The sequence below is a fragment of the Halomonas sp. KO116 genome (assembly GCF_000734975.2).
In the GTDB taxonomy this organism is placed as follows: Bacteria; Pseudomonadota; Gammaproteobacteria; order Pseudomonadales; family Halomonadaceae; genus Vreelandella; species Vreelandella glaciei.
The window spans coordinates 684,336-701,903 of sequence record NZ_CP011052.1; the positions used below are offsets into that span (position 1 = coordinate 684,336).

Genomic DNA, 17,568 nt, shown 5'->3' on the forward strand with positions numbered 1-17,568 from the left:
GATCCCTTAACTACGGCAAAACGGCCAGACCTGGTAAAACTTGCGGCACTGAAACTCCGCTTCACAGCTGTTGAGTTGGGCCTGGTAACGATTAGCGCGCGCCGCCACTTCTCGACCTGCCCTCAAGACCTGCGGTTTGCCGCGATACGTGCCGCGTTGATAGCCGCCAGCGCCTTCGTGATAGGCGTAATAAAGGTGCTCTGGATTACTGAGTGATATCCCCGCCTGTTGCTGAGAACGGCGGTTATACCAACCAATAAAATCCGTGGCGTGCTTCATATGGGTACGCCGTGAGAAAAGGCTGCCTGCTTGATCTTCATACTCTTCCCATACAGGGTCCTGCGCCTGAGCATAGCCTTTCGCAGAAGAAGGGCGCGGGCCCGGGATAAAGCCTAAGTAGTATTTTCGATCAGGACGAATATGGCTGCGAAACGAGGACTCCTGCTGGATAAACGACATTTGCGTGGCAATCGGCGTCCCCCATTTCTCCTCGGACTCCTGGGCATAGTCGTACCAACTGGGCTGCTCGCGGAATATTTCGCAGATATTGCTTTGATCCTGGGGCGGGTTGGGGGCAAAGATGGCGCAGCCAGAGAGAAGCAGTACAAAACTTAGCGATGCCCATAGGCGTAGCCTAGCGAGAGCCACTGAAGAGCTTAAGGTAAAACAGCCTATAAAATCATCAACAGGGGAACGCATAAAAGTCCTTGTGAATATGTTTGTGAATAAGCGTTATAAAGCTTGTGGATAAGGTGTTAAGAAGAGCTTCCGGCATAACAAATGAGCTATTACCCATGTGCTATCCATAGCGCCTAGCGCAGCAGCGCTTCCAGGCCGCGGCGCAGGCGCTGTGCTTCACGCACCAGCGTTTCCCCTGACAGCATGCCGACGCCCATCACCAAGCCAACTCGCAGATCGGTTGGTGCACAAACAGGGCTTAATGGACGCACGATTAAATGCTCTTTCAGCAGCGATTGAGCGATCCCTACGTCGTCAACGTCCGGTTCAAATTCGACACATAGGCTAATGGCGCTACTGGGCGGTGAAACGCTGCGCACTCGAGGCAGCGAGCGCAGCTGGTCATGCAGCACCTGCTGGCGTCCAAGGTAGTCGCGCTGAATGCGTCGGCACCAGGTATCTAAATCGCCATCAAAAATAAACTGCGCCAGCACGGCTTGATCCAGCATACGACCTTCACGAAAAAGCTCACTGCGTAGGCGGTTCATCGGCCCCGCTAAATGGTGCGGTACCACTAAATAGCCCAACCGCAAACCTGGAAACATCATCTTGGAAAACGAGCCCACCAGCAAGTGGCGCTCTGAGTGTGGGTCGAAGAGCAAGTTGGGGTGGTCGTCGCGGGTGAACTCGTAATCGTCTTCGATAATATAAGTAGGCGCTAAGGTGTCGCATAAACGTTGCTTGTCGGCAGCTCGGGTAGGCACGCTGAGTGGATAGTGGTGCGAGCCTGTGAGGTAGGCCAGCTTTACTGGGTCAGGGGCAGGCGGTAGCGCATGACCCTGGCCTGGCTGCCACGCCAGCATCTGAATCTCTAAACCCGCAGCGGTAAACACGTTGCGTGCTCCCCAGTAGCAGGGCGACTCCATGGCAACGGTGTCACCCACATCGGCCAGCGCCACGGCGCATAGCTCAATGCCGTTATGGGTGCCGTCGGTGATGATAATCTGCTCAGTGTCGCAATTAATATTGCGCCAGCGCGCCAAAAAATCGCGTATCGCGCGCTTCAACGGGCCGTAGCCACCGGTGGAGTAAGAGAGCAGCAGGGCATTCTGCGGCACTGTCACGCTGGCGTAGAGCTGCCGCCATTTACGCATTGGAAACTGGGCGATATCGGGAATACCGGGGACGAAGGCCCCGCTTTGAACAGTGCTCGCACCCGGCCAACGCAACACTCGTTGTGCACGTTTTGATAGCTGCACACTTCTGGGTTTTGAGACAGCAGGGGCCGACACTTTGCAGCTCCAAGTACCACTGCCATGAGAAGTCGTAAGCAGACCCTCTTTAAGCAGCGTCGCAACGGCTAGTGACAGTGTATGCCGAGCAACGCCTAACGCTGACGCTAGTTGCCGGTGAGAAGGTAGGCGAGTCTGGTTAGGCCACTCCTGGGTAATCGCTTGTCTCAGCGCTTGCTCTATTCGCACTTGTTTACTTAAGCGTTCAGGTTGCTGTGCATAGTGTTTTACAAGTTGTTGTAAAGCTGACTGGCCATCCATCCTTATCCTCACCGTCACGATGTTCACCAATTTTCCAGTAAAACAGAAAAGTGGTCTGGTTGAACGCAAAAGTGGTGTATTCGCCGACAACCACATTACTGCTAGCGTGCACGCAGTGTTATTAATCTAGGAGAAGACCATGAGCTTTATCGAACAGTGGTTGCACGACGCAGTACCTGCCCTGGTGGGTAGCGAGTGGCGCAAAGGTCAGCAGAGTTTTGCTGTCGATAACCCCGCTACCGGTGAGACCATTGCCCGCGTAGCCGATATGGGGGCTGACGATACCCGCGACGCCGTAGCCGCCGCTTACGAAGCAGGCGCTGCTTGGCGCGCCACGCCCGTCAAACAGCGTTCCGCGCTGCTACGTCGCTGGTTTGAGCTGATCAATGAGCACGCCGACGACCTGGCCCGCCTGATGACCCTGGAGCAGGGCAAGCCGTTGGCAGAAGCCAAAGGCGAAGTGATCTACGGCGCGTCGTTTATTGAGTTCTTCGCTGAAGAGGCTAAACGCATGGCCGGGGAAACCCTGCCCAGCCACGGCGCCGACAAGCGCCTGCTGGTACTACGCGAGCCGGTCGGCGTGGTGGCGGCAATCACCCCCTGGAACTTCCCGCTGGCGATGATCACTCGCAAGTGCGCCCCGGCCCTGGCCGCTGGCTGCACCGTGGTGATTAAACCTGCAGAAGCCACGCCGTTAACGGCGCTTGCCGCCGCGTATCTGGCGCTGGAAGCGGGCCTGCCCGCAGGCACCATTAACGTGGTCACCGCTTCCAAACCCGCCGCCGTGGGTGAAGTGCTCACCACCGATCCCCGAGTGCGCAAAGTCTCGTTTACCGGCTCGACCCCGGTGGGCAAACACCTGCTGGCCCAGTGCGCCAGCACGGTGAAGAAAACCGCCATGGAGCTGGGCGGAAACGCGCCGTTTATCGTCTTTGACGACGCCGATGTGGATGCCGCTGTTGATGGCGCCATCGCCTCCAAATTCCGCAACGCCGGACAAACCTGCGTCTGCACCAACCGCTTCCTGGTGCAGGACGGCATTTACGATGCGTTCGTCAGCAAGCTGACCGAGCGAGTGAACGCGCTGAAAGTCGGTGATGGCCTAGCGGAAGGCAACATCATCGGCCCGCTGATCAACCAAGCAGCGGTAGATAAAGTGCAGCGCCACGTGGACGACGCCCAAAGTAAGGGCGCACGTCTTATGTGTGGCGGCAAACTCCACGCTGCCGGTGAACGCTTCTATACGCCCACGGTACTGGCCGACGTCACCACTGAAATGGCCGTGGCTGATGAAGAGACCTTCGGCCCCGTGGCGCCGGTGTTCCGCTTCAAGCAGGACGAAGAGGCCATCCAGATGGCCAACGATACGCCCTTTGGCTTGGCGGCCTACTTCTACGCCACGGATTATCGCCGCATTTGGCACACCATGGAGCAGTTGGAGTACGGCATGGTCGGCGTGAATGAGGGGCTGATCTCCACCGAGCTTGCGCCCTTTGGCGGTGTAAAAGAGTCCGGTCTGGGCCGTGAAGGTTCACACCATGGCCTCGATGAATTTACCGAACTGAAATACGTCTGCGTTGGCGGCTTATAAAGAGAACGATGATGACTAACCAAGAATTGAACGACCTGAAAATCCGCTACGTGGCCAACGGTGCCGCCACGCCAACGACCCAGTTTGCCGAGCGCGCTGAAAACGCCGAGCTGTGGGACGCCGATGGCAACCGCTGGATCGACTTCGCGGGCGGCATTGGCGTGCTCAACCTGGGCCATCGCCACCCGAAAATCGTTGCCGCGGTTGAAGCGCAGCTCAAGAAAGTCATGCACACCAGCGCCGCGGTGATCTCCTACGCGCCCTACGTGCAGCTGTGCCAAAAGCTTTGCGAACTGAGCCCCGTGCGTGGCCCTGAGCGCAAAGCAATGCTGGTCAACACCGGTGCCGAAGCGCTGGAAAACGCCGTGAAGATTGCCCGTGCTGCCACTGGCCGCACCGGCATTATTACGTTCGACGGCGCTTTCCACGGCCGCACCATGATGACCCTGGCGATGACCGGCAAGGTGCTGCCCTACAAGAACGACTTCGGCCCGATGCCGGGCGACGTCTTCCGCGCACCGTTCCCGAACCCGCTGCACGGTATTAGCGAAGAAGCCTCTCTGAACGCCATTCGCACGCTGTTCAAAACCGATATCGCCCCGCACCGCACGGCGGCCATCGTGATCGAGCCGGTGCAGGGCGAAGGCGGTTTCTACATCGCCTCACCGGACTACCTTAAAGCGCTGCGCGCCCTATGCGACGAGCACGGCATTCTGCTGATCGCCGATGAAGTGCAGTCCGGCTTTGCCCGCACCGGCAAACTATTTGCCCTGGAACATAGCGGCATTGAAGCGGATATTCTCACCACCGCCAAGAGCCTCGCCAACGGCATGCCGCTCTCTGCCGTGGTAGGTAGCGCCAAGGTAATGGACGCCTCCGGCCCCAATTCACTAGGCGGCACCTACAGCGGTAACCCGCTCTCCTGCGCCGCGGCGCTGGCGGTGATTGAGGTGATTGAAGAGGAAGATATCCTGGCCCGCAGCGAGCAAATGGGTAAGATGCTGGCCGAACGTTTCGCGGTATGGGAAGAGCGCTTCCCCGCCGTCGCCCACGGCCGCCAGCTCGGCGCAATGGCGGCGTTTGAACTGCTCGATAGCGAAGGAAAACCAGATACTCAGATGACCGGCGCGCTCTGTGCCAAAGCCCGTGAGAAAGGTCTGATCCTGCTCTCCTGCGGTTTCTACGGCAACAGCATACGGATTCTGGTGCCGCTGACGGTTTCTTCTGCGGTGTTGGAAGAAGGCTTGAGCATTATTGAGGAGTCGTTGGAAGCGCTTAGCTAATACTTTTCTAAGCATTACCTAACCCGCCATCGTCAAACAGCGAAGCTGTTGGCGATTGGCGGGTTTTTTTTATGCGTTGAAAGCCCACAGCTGAGATGGTCAGTCGCCCAAAGAACCCTGTGCTAAGCTGGATTTGGCATTGTGGATTAGAAATATAGCAAGACACGTGACCTCCTAACGTAGAGGTACTGTCAAATGCAGCAGAAGCGCGAGTTTTGGATATGCAGCCTAGTAAAAATTAATAAATATAAAAATCAAAGGATTAGAGAAATATGGCCAGCTGCATTTTTCGGACAATCATGTCGGTGCGATCACCCAATCATAGGACGCGCTGTCTAATACCTGTTAGCTGCAAAAGGAGAATCAATTGAGCTTTGATTGGACAACATTTGGATCCGCAATAACAGGTGCAATTGTTGGCGGTTTAATTACTGGATATTTTGCACTTAGGTCAACCCAGAACTCATTTAAACATCAGAAAGAACAGGCTGATGAAAATGAAGCAAAGCTAATCAAAGGAGTGCTTCAAGCTATTCATGACGAAATAGAGACGGTAAACGAGCGCTACCAAGACACTATGGGTGCCAGAATTGATTCGATAGCCGATGGGGAGGCATTGGCATTTTACTATCCACTGGCAAGTGATTTCTTTACTGTTTACAACGGCAATAGTTTTCTCATCGGTCGCATCCCAAGTAACGATCTAAGAAAACAAATTATCAAAACATATACCCTTGCTAAGGGAATGGTAGATTCATTCAGGCTTAATAACGACCTTGTAAGTAAATTTGAGCACTCACATAAAATATTTCAAGAAACACAACAAGAGGTTCATCAACAGCACGCGACAGCACATTACAATTCGCTTGTTGAGTATGCAAAAATCTTAAAGGAAAGTCATAAAGCATTAAAACAAGAAATATCTAACTTATTACGGGCTTTGAGAAAGAATGGTGTTCTTAATGAAGCAGGCAGCTAACAAGGTGCTTGTTAGGATGCAAACTACGCTGCGCTTCGTTTGCACCGCACAGCTTAGACGTTATGTGCTGCCAACTAATCGAGTTTGATGAATGAGTGAAGATTTCAAAACAAACGCTGAGAAATACCTGTACTCACGGGATCAGTTCAGGAAATTGGCGCAGCACAAATTCCTAGAGTTCAATGAGCACTCAAACTTACTCATTGCATCGACTAACGAATTGATCGCAAGTATCACTTTGTTCTGCTCGGGGAGAAGTTTTAGGGAAATCGATAATGGTCTTTATTGTGCTGACCTCATGGTGTCTTTCTGTCGCTCTCACTTTATAGCTTCTGATCTTGTGCTGGGGGGAGATTTAGTAGATGGCGCTGTCATCATTAGGAAGCAGATGGAGCTCCTCGCGAGGCTCAATGAGCTCAAAAGTGGCGCTGATATTGAGCGATTAATTCGGAAGACACCTAACATCAAGCATCTAAAATCTGGGCTTAAACGGCTGTATTCTGAGTACTCGGAAGTTGCGCATTCTGCGAGCCCCAAGGTAATGGAGCTCTTAGGCCGCAGGGACTACGAGTCGGGTGTTTACACTTTGGTGTACCCTGATTTTCAGGAGAACGCATACGTTTCACTACAGCATTTAATTTTGAGTGCTTTTGAATACTATGTGTGGGCTGCCAACTTTTTAAGCGACAATTTTGAAGATTACGATGCGGCTTACCACTCAAAACTATTTGAAAAATCGTTCGAAACACATAATCGGATATATACGGGAAAACCCATATCGGAACTCGGCACATAACCAGTGAATTAAGCCGACCGATTTTCCGCTGCCGCTCCAAATCGGCGGCTTATTCAAGGCTTTAAATTTCACGGGAAGATTTCGTGCAAAAAGATTCTGATAGATATCGACAGATTTTCGAAAGCATGTCTCCTGAGGAAATAGAGGACATGAACCGCCGCAATGATGAAGAGCACCAAAGACAAGTCCATGCCTTCAAGGCAGGATACGAAAAAGGTATCTGCTATTTGTGCGACAAGCCTTTCAAAACTATAAGTAAGGATAACCCCTGTTTGCATTGGCTCCTGAGGCAGTGCAAGTTCAAGAAAAAGGATTTCCCAAAAGTTTATGAGAAATACGGCTACGGAAATATAGCTGCATTCGTACGATGGTGTGCGAATCAAGAAAAATTGCTTTCGAATATTAACGATTTAGATTACGAAAGGTCTGAGCGGAAAGTTTTATCCTACACGGTGAAGTGGAAAAATATTGAATGGACCTTTGACTGCTCTAAAAATGATTTAGAAGGGCACAAAGGAACCACGATAAATTATCCCCATTACCACTTTCAAATGCGTATTGATGGTCGCCAGTTTATAAACTTTAACGACTTTCATGTGCCTTTTACTGACTACGACTTGTTTGTCTTGAAAAATAGTATTGAGCAATCTGATTGGTTCAAACAGGACTTTGGAGCGATAGGCTCCGGTATGCAAAAAGCCGTAAGCGTCGACTTGGATGATATTCTTGAACATACAACTCGGTCAGAGAACGAAGATGAAGCGGTCTATCACTTTTCGACCATGATCGATGCAAGTGATAATCCGCTTTCTGGCGAAGAGATCTATGATATGCAAGAAGAGGCGGAGAGAACTGGTAAGTCTTTTGCGTATGTTGCCCAGAACAGGCTGAAAGATCGCGCGAAAGTACAAACAGTAGTTAGTCCTGCTGACTCTATCCCAGATATCGCCTCTAGGACGGAGCACAAGCGCAGATGAAATTTAACCAAGCCAAGCGCTGCGATGGCTTTTCCGTTCCAGCTTCGCCTAAACTACAAAGTCGCGCGTGTTGGTGGCATTAGGCACTTTTCTGTCAACTGGATAAGCATATATCTGCCGCTTCTCAAACGAGACGCAGGATCGGTAATGTCTGACGGCACTGCTGAAGAAACTCGCTAATAATATCAAAAATATGGCGCACGACATGATCCTTCTCATGACGCAGATGTCATGCCAAGTGTAAGGTTAAGCCGGGTACCGGAACGTGGGTTTAGAGTTACTAGGACGATGGACTGGTCAGCAAGATCGCTTCGCTTACGCCGTGGTTTTCCTCGATGTGGTGTGAGCCAATTGTAAAATCATCAAACAGCGAAAACTGCTGCCGATTTGGCGGGTTTTGCTTTTCTGGAGGCTGGAGTGCGGCGAAGCTAACACAGCACCTTCTTTTAGTGGCGGCGCGCTGATCTAGCTTGATGCGTGGAGAATCAGCAAGATAGAGAATGATCACGCCATCTGGTTACACTTCTAAGCAGGCTCATTCAGTGACGTGAATATACATTGTACGCAACCGAGGCTGTTCGTCGCCTAGTGTCTCAATAAGTGTGAAACCGTGTTGTTCGTAAAGCCGTATCAGTGTCTGGCAGTCTTCACACTCAAGGATAATGACACGACCACCAATGAGAGCCTTTGCTTCTGAAATGACCGCATAAGTCTCATCCAGGATGGCACCAAGCGATATAGGGTTATCTATGACGGCAGTATTTTTACCAATTTGACCAATCAGAAAGGCGCGGATACGTTCAGCGCGCTTAGAGATACCATCCAGTTGCCGAACCTTGGACTTGCTGACGTTGGTTCCTTCAAGTGTTAATTCTTTAAAAGATAAGGAAAAGTACGCGAGGATATCAGCAGTGCCGTCGCTGATGATCAGGTAAGTTCTAGCATTACCTGTCTGCTCAAATCGTATGGCTTTAGCAGGCTGAGTGAGGAAACTTTCGACATCAGTGTTGCGGTGACAGGAAAATGTACTGAGAAGCCTGATGGTAGATGTTTCACCAAGCTCCTTCAGCAGGCCTCCGAGTTGGACAATCGTTGTTTTAATAGCTGAATTCCCCGTTTGTTTTCGGCCTTGTAGTCACGTTTTTGAACCTTGATATGGCGGGGGGTCGCCAAATCCCGGTGAATCCGGTCAATGGATTGCTTATCGTTGACTACAAAGGTTTTATCAAAAGATGCAGTAGCCACTGGTTGGCACCTCCTTATAAGTGGTTGCCAATAATATTATAGCAGCTTTCAAAATCATGAAACAGGTCAAAAATTAACCAGGCGTTGCTCAGCATTCAAAGGTATCCAGAACGGCCTATGTGGGGCTTGGAAAATAGCAGACCGATTTCTCTAATCGTGCGTGTCGGGTGTTGTTTCTAACCCGCCATTCTCAAACAGCGAAAGCTGCTGGCGATTGGCGGGTTTTGCTTTTTTAGCGCGCTGAGCGGGCGGTCTTCGCTGGCTGGCGAGCTTATCCACAATGGCTTGGCTGGCTTCTCTGGCATCAGGTGTGCGGCGAAGCTCATACAGCATCTTCTTCCAGTGCCGAGCTTCTGCCTCAAAGTCGTGGGGCAGCGGGTAGTGCTCGCCGGGCTGAAAGCCGAACCGTTGGCGTAGGCTTTCGGGTAGTGCCCACGGCTTGGCTCGCCACTCTAACGGCAGGGCAGTTAATTCTGGCACCCAGCGGGCGACAAACTCACCATCTGGGTCGTTATCTTCCGCCTGTTTGATGGGGTTATACACCCGCAGCGCATTGGTGCCCGTGGCGCCTGCCTGCATCTGCACCTGGGGGTAATGAATGCCGGGCTCGAAGTCAGTAAATAGCCGTGCCAAGTGCAATGCTGGTTCGTACCAGTGCAGCCCTAAGCCAAAAGTGGCGTGGGAGATGAGCATGGCGCGCATGCGAAAGTTGATCCAACCGGTAGCGATCAGGCTGCGCATGCAGGCATCCACCAGTGGCACCCCGGTTTGGCCGCGCTTCCAGGCGGTCAGGTTGGGGTGTTCGGGGTCGCGCTCCCGCAGGCCGCGCAGCGCTGGGTGAAGGGTTTGCGACTCTATGCTCGGCTCACTTTCGAGCTTTTGAATAAAGTGGCAGGGCCAGTGGAGCCGGGAAGCAAAGGCGCGCAGTGAGCGTGACCAGGGCGTGTCTTCTGCATGCTTTTTCGCTGGCGGCGCAGCGACTGCACCACTTCGCGCATGGAGAGGGTGCCCCAGGCCAAGTGGGGCGAAAGCCGTGAGCCAAATTCCCAGGCCAGCAGCGGTTTAGAAAGCGAGCCGCGGTAGCGCCGCCCGCGCTGGTTTACAAAGCTGCGCCACACTGCGCGACCTTCGCTCCGCCCTCCTTGCTGACGCTCGGGGCAGGGCGTGGTATCAAACCCTAGCGTCAGGCCGTGAAGGTGTTTAACGTCAATATGGTGAAAGGCTTGCCAGCCCTGGGCCGCCTGGGCGTTTTGTGGGGCAGTGGCGGTGGGCGCCGTCATTAACGTTTCCCACTGCTTTTCCCATGCGTTGAGGTCGGCTACTCTGGATTTTAAGCCACGCACGACGCCGTGCTGGCGTGCTTCATGCCATGGCGTTTCGTGCTGCTGGCACCACGACTTGACGTCAAGGTCGCGGGCAAAGCTCCAGGCGTTGCCGGTCTCCTCGTGGGAGTGAAGGGCAATCTCGCCATAGTGCGCTTTAAGCGCGGCCAGCAGGTCCAGCATGCTGCCCTGCCATAGGCACAGCGGCAAACCCAGCGTTCCCAGTGCTTGAGAGAGATCGGCCAGTGAGTCGGCAGCAAATTGCCAGTGGCGCAACGCGCTGTCCGGCGCCTGCCACTGCTCAGGTTCAATGGCGAATACGGGCAACACGGGGCCAGCCGCGGCTGCGTTTGAAAGCGGCGTGTGATCATGAATACGTAAATCGCGTTTGAACCAAACGACCTGAATGGGTGCCTTAGCCATTTGTTACCTGGGCGATGCGGGCTATTCGCCGGGAAGCTTATTCGTGATGGGAGCTATTCGTCATAACCTCAGAACGTTACCATCAAGCCACTACTTGAGCCACTTACCTAGCAGCACCGTTGAACAGGAGCGTCATAATGTATATCGCCATGAACCGTTTTCGGATTGCCCCAGGCCGCGAAGAGGACTTTTTAGAGGTGTGGCGCAACCGCGATTCTCACCTGGATGAAGTGCCGGGCTTTAAGCAATTTAAGATGCTGCAGGGTGAAAGCCAGGAAGATCACACTGTGTTTATTTCCCACAGCGTATGGGAATCCGAAGAGGCCTTCCGCGACTGGACCAAGTCAGACGCTTTCCGCAAAGCGCATGCCAATGCTAAAGCGCCGGAAGGCATCTATTTAGGGCCGCCTAAATTTGAAGGCTATGAGGTGGTTTTGTAAGCACTCATAAAACAGTAACCAATAAATAAGATGAAAATAGGTACGGCCGCTCGGCTGTACCTAATTCATGAGATATAGACTCTGAGGGATCAGGCTAAAAAATCCGAGTTACTCACAACTAAAATGGGTATTCAATTTTCCTGTAACGGATGAATGGACTTAGAAATTTATTAAGTGCCGCCGGTGTGCATGTCAACTTAACCATCTCTTAACCTCGCCATCTGTAGGTTGCCTGGTAGTCAACGTTAATTACGGATAACTACCTTATGGCGCGCCGCTTCTCTTCTCTTCTTTTGCTTGTCTTCAGCGCTGCGTTACTGGCTGGTTGTGCCAGTACGGGCGAGCGGCAGGATTATTTGCGGCAGGCTGAACGCTTACCAGCAGAAGTGTCATTTGCAGAAATTGATGAATTGCCAGGTACGGCGACAAGTCTTACCGCGCTCATTGACAGTCGCGAATTACAATCTCTTGTGCAGGAAGCGCTAGATAATAACCCTGGTCTGCAGCAAACCCTCTTGGCCCTTGAACAGAGCCAAGCGACATTGCGTCAACGTCGCGGCGAACGATATCCAGAGCTGGAAGCTGGCTTTAGTGCCAGCGATACTGAGGACTCGGAGGAACAGTACACAGGCTCGCTAACGCTGAGTTGGCAAGTGGATGTGTGGCAGCAAATCGAAGATGGTATCAATGCCGATGAACAGAGCCAATTTCAGCAGCAGGCCACTTATCAGGCAGTGAGGGATACGTTAGCCGCTGAAGTGATGAGTAGCTGGCTAAATCTCGTGGCGCAAAAACGCTCCTTAGCAATAGAGCGTCGAAGACTGGACACGTTAGAGCTAAACGAGCAGCTGATTCAGCAACGCTATCAGCGGGGTTTGGGCGGTCTGGACGACTTGGATAGCGCGCGCAGTCTAACCTACAGTACGCTCGCTTCTGTGCGAGAACTTGAAGATACCATTCAACAAGACGAACGGGCTTTGAACAGCCTGTTAGGCCGTATGGATGACAATCCCTACCAAGTGCCGGATCAATACCCCTCAGTAGAACGGCCGCTGTCTGGCTTGCCAGAGCAGACCTTGGCGCGACGCCCTGATTTACAAGCAGCTTGGTACGCTATTGCCGCTGCGGACTATAACACAAGCGTCGCCTACAAAGATTTGCTTCCACGAATTGATATCCAAGCCGCCCTGGAAGATGTGGCGACATCACCCAGTGACGCGTTGCTTACTGATCCTGTATGGAGCCTGTTAGGACAACTAACCGCACCGCTATTTCAAGGAGGGCAGCTCTACGCTGCCGCTGAAATAGCATCGCTTGATACGGCTATTCAGTATGAGACCTATCGTGAAACCTTGTTAACCGCAGTAGAAGAAGTACGCAATGCGTTAGGTCTAGAACAAGCGTTTGCTGAAAGACGGGCCTATATCCGCCAAGCCCTGGATAAGCAGAGTCTTGCATTGGAGAGGTATCAAGAAAGATATCGAGCGGGCAACGCCACCATCTTGGAACTACTCAGTGTGCAACAAGAGACTTACGACCTTGAGTCTCAGCTCGACTCGCTAATTTATAACCAGCTTGATAACCGAATTACTTTAACGCTCGCCTTGGGTTTGGGGATTGACGAATGAGCCGTAAAAATGTGCGCAGGCTAGTGTTGGTACTGGCCTTATTATTTCTCGTAGTGGTGTTTGTCTATAGCGGTGTTCGAATGGCCGAAAACATGAATAACCTGCAGGAAACACCCCCTATTCAGGAGCCACAAAGACCCACTGTCAATGTTGTAGAAGTAACGCCTGGCACATATCGAGCCAAGGTTGAGGGAGTAGGTAGCGCTGAAGCCCTATTCGAGTTAGACCTAAATAGTCGCATTAACGGGCAAGTGATCAGTGTCAGCGACAGCTTTAACTCTGGCCGGTTGGTCGTGCAGGGAGAGGTGTTAGCCACGCTTGAAGATAGTCAGTGGCAAGCGGAATTAGCGTCTGCGCGTGAAGCCCAGGCAGAAGCGTTAGTCAGCTATTTAGAAGAGGAGCAGGAAGCGCAACAAGCTGAGCAGGAATGGTCTTCTTCAGGAATATCAGGATCTCCGCTCTCTACGTTAGCTTTACGGGAACCTCAGCTAGCCGCCGCTCAAGCTGCCTTGGATAGCTCGCGCCAAGCCGTTACAGAGGCAGAGAAAAACCTCGCTAGTACTCAAATTAAGGCCCCTTTTGATGCGATCGTCATCGGCCGAAGTATCTCACCAGGCAGTTATGCTCAGGCGGGTAATGAGATTGGCCAATTGTTGAGTGCGGACAGAGTGGAAGTGGTCATCCCTCTTTCTGCGAGTGATTGGTCGGTTCTGCCTGATGAAGATGAGTTAGTTTCAGGCCGTCTCTCAGTGGAACTGACGCAAATAGAAACCGGAGAGCAATGGATTGGCTCTGTGATTCGCACCGAGAAGAATCTGAATAGTGATACGCGTCAGCGGGCATTGGTCGTCGCAGTAGATGAACCGCTTGTACAGGAACCCAACCTCTACCCCGGTACGTTCTTAAAAGCACAAATTCCTGGGCGTTCCGTTGCCAACCTTTGGAAGCTGCCAGCCTCAGCACTAAGCCAGCGTGAAGAAATTTTAACCGTCTCGGAAGAAGGCCTCCTAACAGCACATCCAGCCAATATTATATTTTCCGACCAACAGCACCTTTATGTTCAGCGCCCAGAAGGTTATGACCAAGCAACGGTCGTCATCCAGCCTCTCAGTAGCTACAGCGAAGGCATGGCTGTGACGCCACAAAGCGAGTTGTCTGATGACTGAACGTACTTATAAAGGTTTGATTCCTTGGTTTGCCGCCAATCCAGTGGCGGCCAACTTGCTGCTTATGATCGTCATTGTTGCTGGCCTGCTGACCGTAGTTGATCTGCGTAAAGAAGCATTTCCTGCCGCTGAACCTGATAGCCTCACTGTTTCGGTTACCTACCTTAGTGGTTCCGCTCAGCAAAGCGAGGAGGGGGTTGCGATTAAGATTGAGGAGGCTCTAGAAGGCGTCACTGGCATCAAATCCGTCACGTCGACCTCTGATAGCCAGGGTGTTACCGTCACTGTGGAAGGGCAATCAGATTATAGTCTCGATACCTTACTGAGCGATGTTAAAAATAAAGTAGATGCCGTCTCTAACTTTCCTGCGGAAGCTGAAGCGCCATCAGTGGAAAAAGGTCAGCAGGAGTCTGATGCCATTGCGCTGCAACTATATGGAGATGCCAGTCGCTACACCTTGCAGCAGTTGGGTAATCAGTTGAAAACAGATCTTTTGGCCCAACCTGATATTAGCCGCGTCACTTACTCTGGCTGGATTGATCCCATTATATCAGTTGAGGTGAATGAAGCTCGTTTGCAAGCCTACGGTTTGTCTTTGACTGATGTACAAGATGCCATCAACAATTTCTCTTCTAATACCTCGACGGCGATACTGCGACACGAGCGTCTGTTTCTTCAGCTTAAAGCGTCAGAGCAGGCGTATTACGCTAAAGAGTTTGCCCTTATCCCACTAATTTCTTCGGCTCAGCACGGCACTGTTACATTAGGCGATGTGGCTAGCATTCTTGATACCTATGATGACACAACACCGGTACTGTCTCGATTTAATGGTGAGGAAAGTCTTGCGCTGAGTGTCTTAAGTATTGGAAAAGACGATGTTCTGCGCACCGTAGCCGCCACAGAAGAAGTGATTGAAAAGTGGCATAGGGATGGCACATTGCCAACTGGCGTAGAGTTGGTTAGTTGGGATGACAATAGTGAAAATATTTCAAGTCGTTTAAACCTGCTGGTGGGAAATGCTGTGATGGGCATAGCACTGGTATTCTTTTTGCTGGCGGTGTTTCTAAATTTGAAAGTGGCTTTTTGGGTGGCCGCAGGATTACCTTTTATTTTCTTTGGCACTTTCTTTTTTATGGGCAGCAGCTTTGCTGACCTTTCACTAAATGAGTTTACGACCTTCGGTTTTATCATGGCGTTGGGTATTGTTGTGGACGACGCTGTAGTGATTGGTGAAAGTGTTTATACCACTCGGGAAAAAGATGGTGATACCCTGGAAAATACTATTAAAGGTACTATGGTCGTCGCTATTCCTACCCTCTTTGGTGCGTTTACCACTGTGGCTGCGTTTGCAGCTCTATCACAGACAAGTGGCATGCTAGGACAGTTATACGCGCAGTTTGCGGTGGTCGTTACTATTTGCCTATTACTATCGGTCGTAGAGTCTAAGTTAATACTGCCTGCTCACTTGGCTCACCTTAAAACACACCGTAATGGTGAGCGCAGCAACCGAGTGGCGGCGACTTGGCAAAAAGTGCAGAACGGCGCAGACAGGGGCTTGGCATGGTTCAACCTTCAGGTTTATACCCCAGCCATACATCAAGCCATCAGTCATCGTTATGCCGTTGTGATAGTTGGCATAGGTTTTCTAGTGTTGGTGATGTCGATGCCCTTCAATGGCACGGTGCGTATGAGTTTCTTTCCTGATGTTCCTGGGGAAACTGTTACTGCTAATTTAACCATGCGCAAAGATGCTAGTTATGGATTAACCCATGCTGCTCTTAGTCTGCTAGAGACCCGCGCTTTCGAAGTAGACGAAGCATTGCGGGAAGGAAGCAGTAGCGACGAGAGCGCAATCGCCAACTTGCAAGTGATATCAGAAGATGACCAAAGTGGCACGGTCACCTTAGAGCTTGTTGGAAATGCTCCCTATACATTGGAACAGTTTGCCCGTAGCTGGCGGGAAAAGACGAATACACCAGAAGGCACGCAAACCTTAAGTATTCAAAGTAACCAGATGATGGTAGATGCTTTAAGAATAGAGCTGCGTTCCAGTGATGATGAAGTGCTCAGCCAAGCAGGTGACGAACTAAAAGAGTACCTTCAAGGTATTAGTGCTATCAGCGGTATTGAAGACAACCTTACCCCCACTCAACCCCAGCTTAGTTTAACGTTGACTGAGCAAGGAAAGAGTCTGGGTATGACAACTGATGAGTTAGCCTCGCAGATTTACCAAGCGTTTAGCGGCCAGGTAGTGCAACGTTATCAACGTGGTGGTGATGAAGTTGAAGTTAAAGTTCGTTATCCAGAAAATGAGCGAGGAAGTGCCGTCGATGTATTAAATGCCAATGTTCGTACGCCCTCGGGTGATGTCGTACCCGTTTCTTCTGTAGCCAAAGTCAGTTATGGGTTTTCCCAAGACAGTATTACGCGAATTGATAGTCAGAGAGCAATTTATGTTACCGCCGATGTAGATAAAGAAGTGAAATCTGTCACTGATTTGGTGAGCAGTTTACAAATAACTATCGCCAATGACCTGCAACAGAAATATCCAAATCTAGATATCCATTTTGGAGGTGAAGCTGAACAGCAGCAAGAAACATCCTCATCAATGATAACCATGTTCTTGCTAGCGATGCTGGCAATCTATATGTTGCTAGCTATTCCACTGAAATCCTATATTCAACCATTAGTCATTATGAGCGCTATTCCGTTTGGCATCATGGGCGCTATTATTGGTCACTGGCTGTATGATTTGCCTTTGAGCATATTATCGCTAAACGGCGTCATTGCCCTTAGTGGCGTGGTGATCAATAATAGCCTATTGCTGGTGAGCCAATATAATCAGGAAAGCCTAGAAAATGACGACCACCAGCAGGCGATGGTGTCGGCTTGTACCAGTCGTTTACGCCCTGTACTGCTTACGTCAATGACGACATTTGCCGGATTGGTGCCTTTGCTTAGTGAAACGTCGATACAGGCACAGTTTTTGATCCCCGCAGCCGTTTCGCTTGCCTATGGTATTCTTTTTTCGACAATCATTATCCTAGTGTTGATACCATCACTGATTGCCATTCAAGAGGATATGGCTATCCGATTGAAGCGATTGGTAAGCGGTAAAGCGAATGAGGGAGTGCGGGAGTAATGCTAGATATATTATTGGTAGAAGATGATCATGATCTGGCAGAAACCGTTGTGCAATATTTAGAGCTGGAAAACATCCACTGTGATCATGCCAGCAACGGTGTAAGAGGACTTTATCTGCTGCAAGAACATGATTATGACGCTTTGCTGCTGGATATTAATCTGCCTAGACTTGATGGATTAACCTTATGCCAAAAGCTCCGCAATGAGGGCAAGGATATTCCTGTGCTAATGCTCACCGCTCGCGATAGGCTTCAAGACAAGCTAGATGGTTTTCGAGCGGGTACCGACGATTTTCTCGTAAAACCTCTTGGCCGCAAATTCTGAGTGCAACACCTGACCAAAC

16 protein-coding genes are annotated in these 17,568 nt (G+C 51.1%); 10 read left to right on the forward strand and 6 right to left on the reverse strand.

The features are described 5' to 3' along the window. Positions 1-6: 6 nt before the first annotated feature. Both KO116_RS03190 and KO116_RS03195 read right to left on the reverse strand, forming a co-directional pair. Positions 7-699, reverse strand: a complete 693-nt coding sequence (locus KO116_RS03190; protein ID WP_045812061.1) for a transglycosylase SLT domain-containing protein — start codon at positions 697-699, stop codon at positions 7-9. A 113-nt stretch (positions 700-812) separates the two neighbouring features. After that, positions 813-2,231 carry an aminotransferase-like domain-containing protein gene (locus KO116_RS03195; protein WP_035560850.1) on the reverse strand — a complete coding sequence of 473 codons (1,419 nt, stop codon included), beginning with the start codon at positions 2,229-2,231 and terminating at the stop codon, positions 813-815. A gap of 139 nt (positions 2,232-2,370) precedes the next feature. On the opposite strand from KO116_RS03195, the gene KO116_RS03200 reads away from it, so the two are divergent. The 5 genes from KO116_RS03200 to KO116_RS03220 all read left to right on the forward strand — a co-directional run bounded on the left by KO116_RS03200 (position 2,371) and on the right by KO116_RS03220 (position 7,857). Then, a complete protein-coding gene (locus tag KO116_RS03200; RefSeq protein ID WP_035560855.1) occupies positions 2,371-3,822 on the forward strand; it encodes an NAD-dependent succinate-semialdehyde dehydrogenase in 1,452 nt (483 codons plus the stop codon). 11 nt (positions 3,823-3,833) lie between these two features. Continuing rightward, complete coding sequence (gene gabT, locus KO116_RS03205) at positions 3,834-5,105, forward strand: 4-aminobutyrate--2-oxoglutarate transaminase (protein WP_035560858.1); 1,272 nt, start codon at positions 3,834-3,836, stop codon at positions 5,103-5,105. Between the two features lie 367 nt (positions 5,106-5,472). Beyond that, positions 5,473-6,084: a hypothetical protein gene (locus KO116_RS03210; RefSeq protein ID WP_045812062.1), complete on the forward strand. Its 612-nt coding sequence runs from the start codon at positions 5,473-5,475 to the stop codon at positions 6,082-6,084. Positions 6,085-6,175: 91 nt separating this feature from the next. Further along, positions 6,176-6,880, forward strand: coding sequence for a hypothetical protein (locus tag KO116_RS03215; RefSeq protein WP_035560860.1), 705 nt, complete (start codon positions 6,176-6,178; stop codon positions 6,878-6,880). 83 nt (positions 6,881-6,963) lie between these two features. Further along, complete coding sequence (locus tag KO116_RS03220; RefSeq protein ID WP_035560863.1) at positions 6,964-7,857, forward strand: hypothetical protein; 894 nt, start codon at positions 6,964-6,966, stop codon at positions 7,855-7,857. A 280-nt stretch (positions 7,858-8,137) separates the two neighbouring features. On the opposite strand, the gene KO116_RS03225 is transcribed toward KO116_RS03220, so the two are convergent. From KO116_RS03225 to KO116_RS25645, 4 genes are all read right to left on the reverse strand, one after another. Continuing rightward, entirely contained in the window at positions 8,138-8,365 is a 228-nt protein-coding gene (locus KO116_RS03225) for a hypothetical protein (protein ID WP_035560866.1), read from the reverse strand. A gap of 557 nt (positions 8,366-8,922) precedes the next feature. Continuing rightward, positions 8,923-9,102, reverse strand: a complete 180-nt coding sequence (locus KO116_RS03230; protein WP_035560870.1) for a hypothetical protein — start codon at positions 9,100-9,102, stop codon at positions 8,923-8,925. Between the two features lie 150 nt (positions 9,103-9,252). Continuing rightward, the gene (locus KO116_RS25640; protein WP_327050452.1) at positions 9,253-10,029 is read right to left on the reverse strand and encodes an FAD-binding domain-containing protein; all 777 of its coding nucleotides are present in this window, start codon (positions 10,027-10,029) and stop codon (positions 9,253-9,255) included. Then, entirely contained in the window at positions 9,957-10,847 is an 891-nt protein-coding gene (locus KO116_RS25645; RefSeq protein WP_235272496.1) for a deoxyribodipyrimidine photo-lyase, read from the reverse strand. Before KO116_RS25645 ends, KO116_RS25640 begins: the two co-directional genes overlap by 73 nt. Before the next feature lie 137 nt (positions 10,848-10,984). Between KO116_RS25645 and KO116_RS03240 the strand changes: the two genes are divergently transcribed. The 5 genes from KO116_RS03240 to KO116_RS03260 all read left to right on the forward strand — a co-directional run bounded on the left by KO116_RS03240 (position 10,985) and on the right by KO116_RS03260 (position 17,549). After that, entirely contained in the window at positions 10,985-11,287 is a 303-nt protein-coding gene (locus KO116_RS03240) for an antibiotic biosynthesis monooxygenase family protein (RefSeq protein WP_035560873.1), read from the forward strand. A 266-nt stretch (positions 11,288-11,553) separates the two neighbouring features. Next, a complete protein-coding gene (locus KO116_RS03245) occupies positions 11,554-12,915 on the forward strand; it encodes a TolC family protein (protein WP_035560875.1) in 1,362 nt (453 codons plus the stop codon). Then, the gene (locus KO116_RS03250) at positions 12,912-14,081 is read left to right on the forward strand and encodes an efflux RND transporter periplasmic adaptor subunit (protein WP_035560878.1); all 1,170 of its coding nucleotides are present in this window, start codon (positions 12,912-12,914) and stop codon (positions 14,079-14,081) included. Before KO116_RS03245 ends, KO116_RS03250 begins: the two co-directional genes overlap by 4 nt. Next, a complete protein-coding gene (locus tag KO116_RS03255; protein ID WP_035560881.1) occupies positions 14,074-17,223 on the forward strand; it encodes an efflux RND transporter permease subunit in 3,150 nt (1,049 codons plus the stop codon). Before KO116_RS03250 ends, KO116_RS03255 begins: the two co-directional genes overlap by 8 nt. Then, the gene (locus tag KO116_RS03260; RefSeq protein ID WP_045812220.1) at positions 17,223-17,549 is read left to right on the forward strand and encodes a response regulator; all 327 of its coding nucleotides are present in this window, start codon (positions 17,223-17,225) and stop codon (positions 17,547-17,549) included. The genes KO116_RS03255 and KO116_RS03260 overlap by 1 nt, the downstream gene beginning before the upstream one ends. The last annotated feature ends 19 nt before the right edge of the window (positions 17,550-17,568 follow it).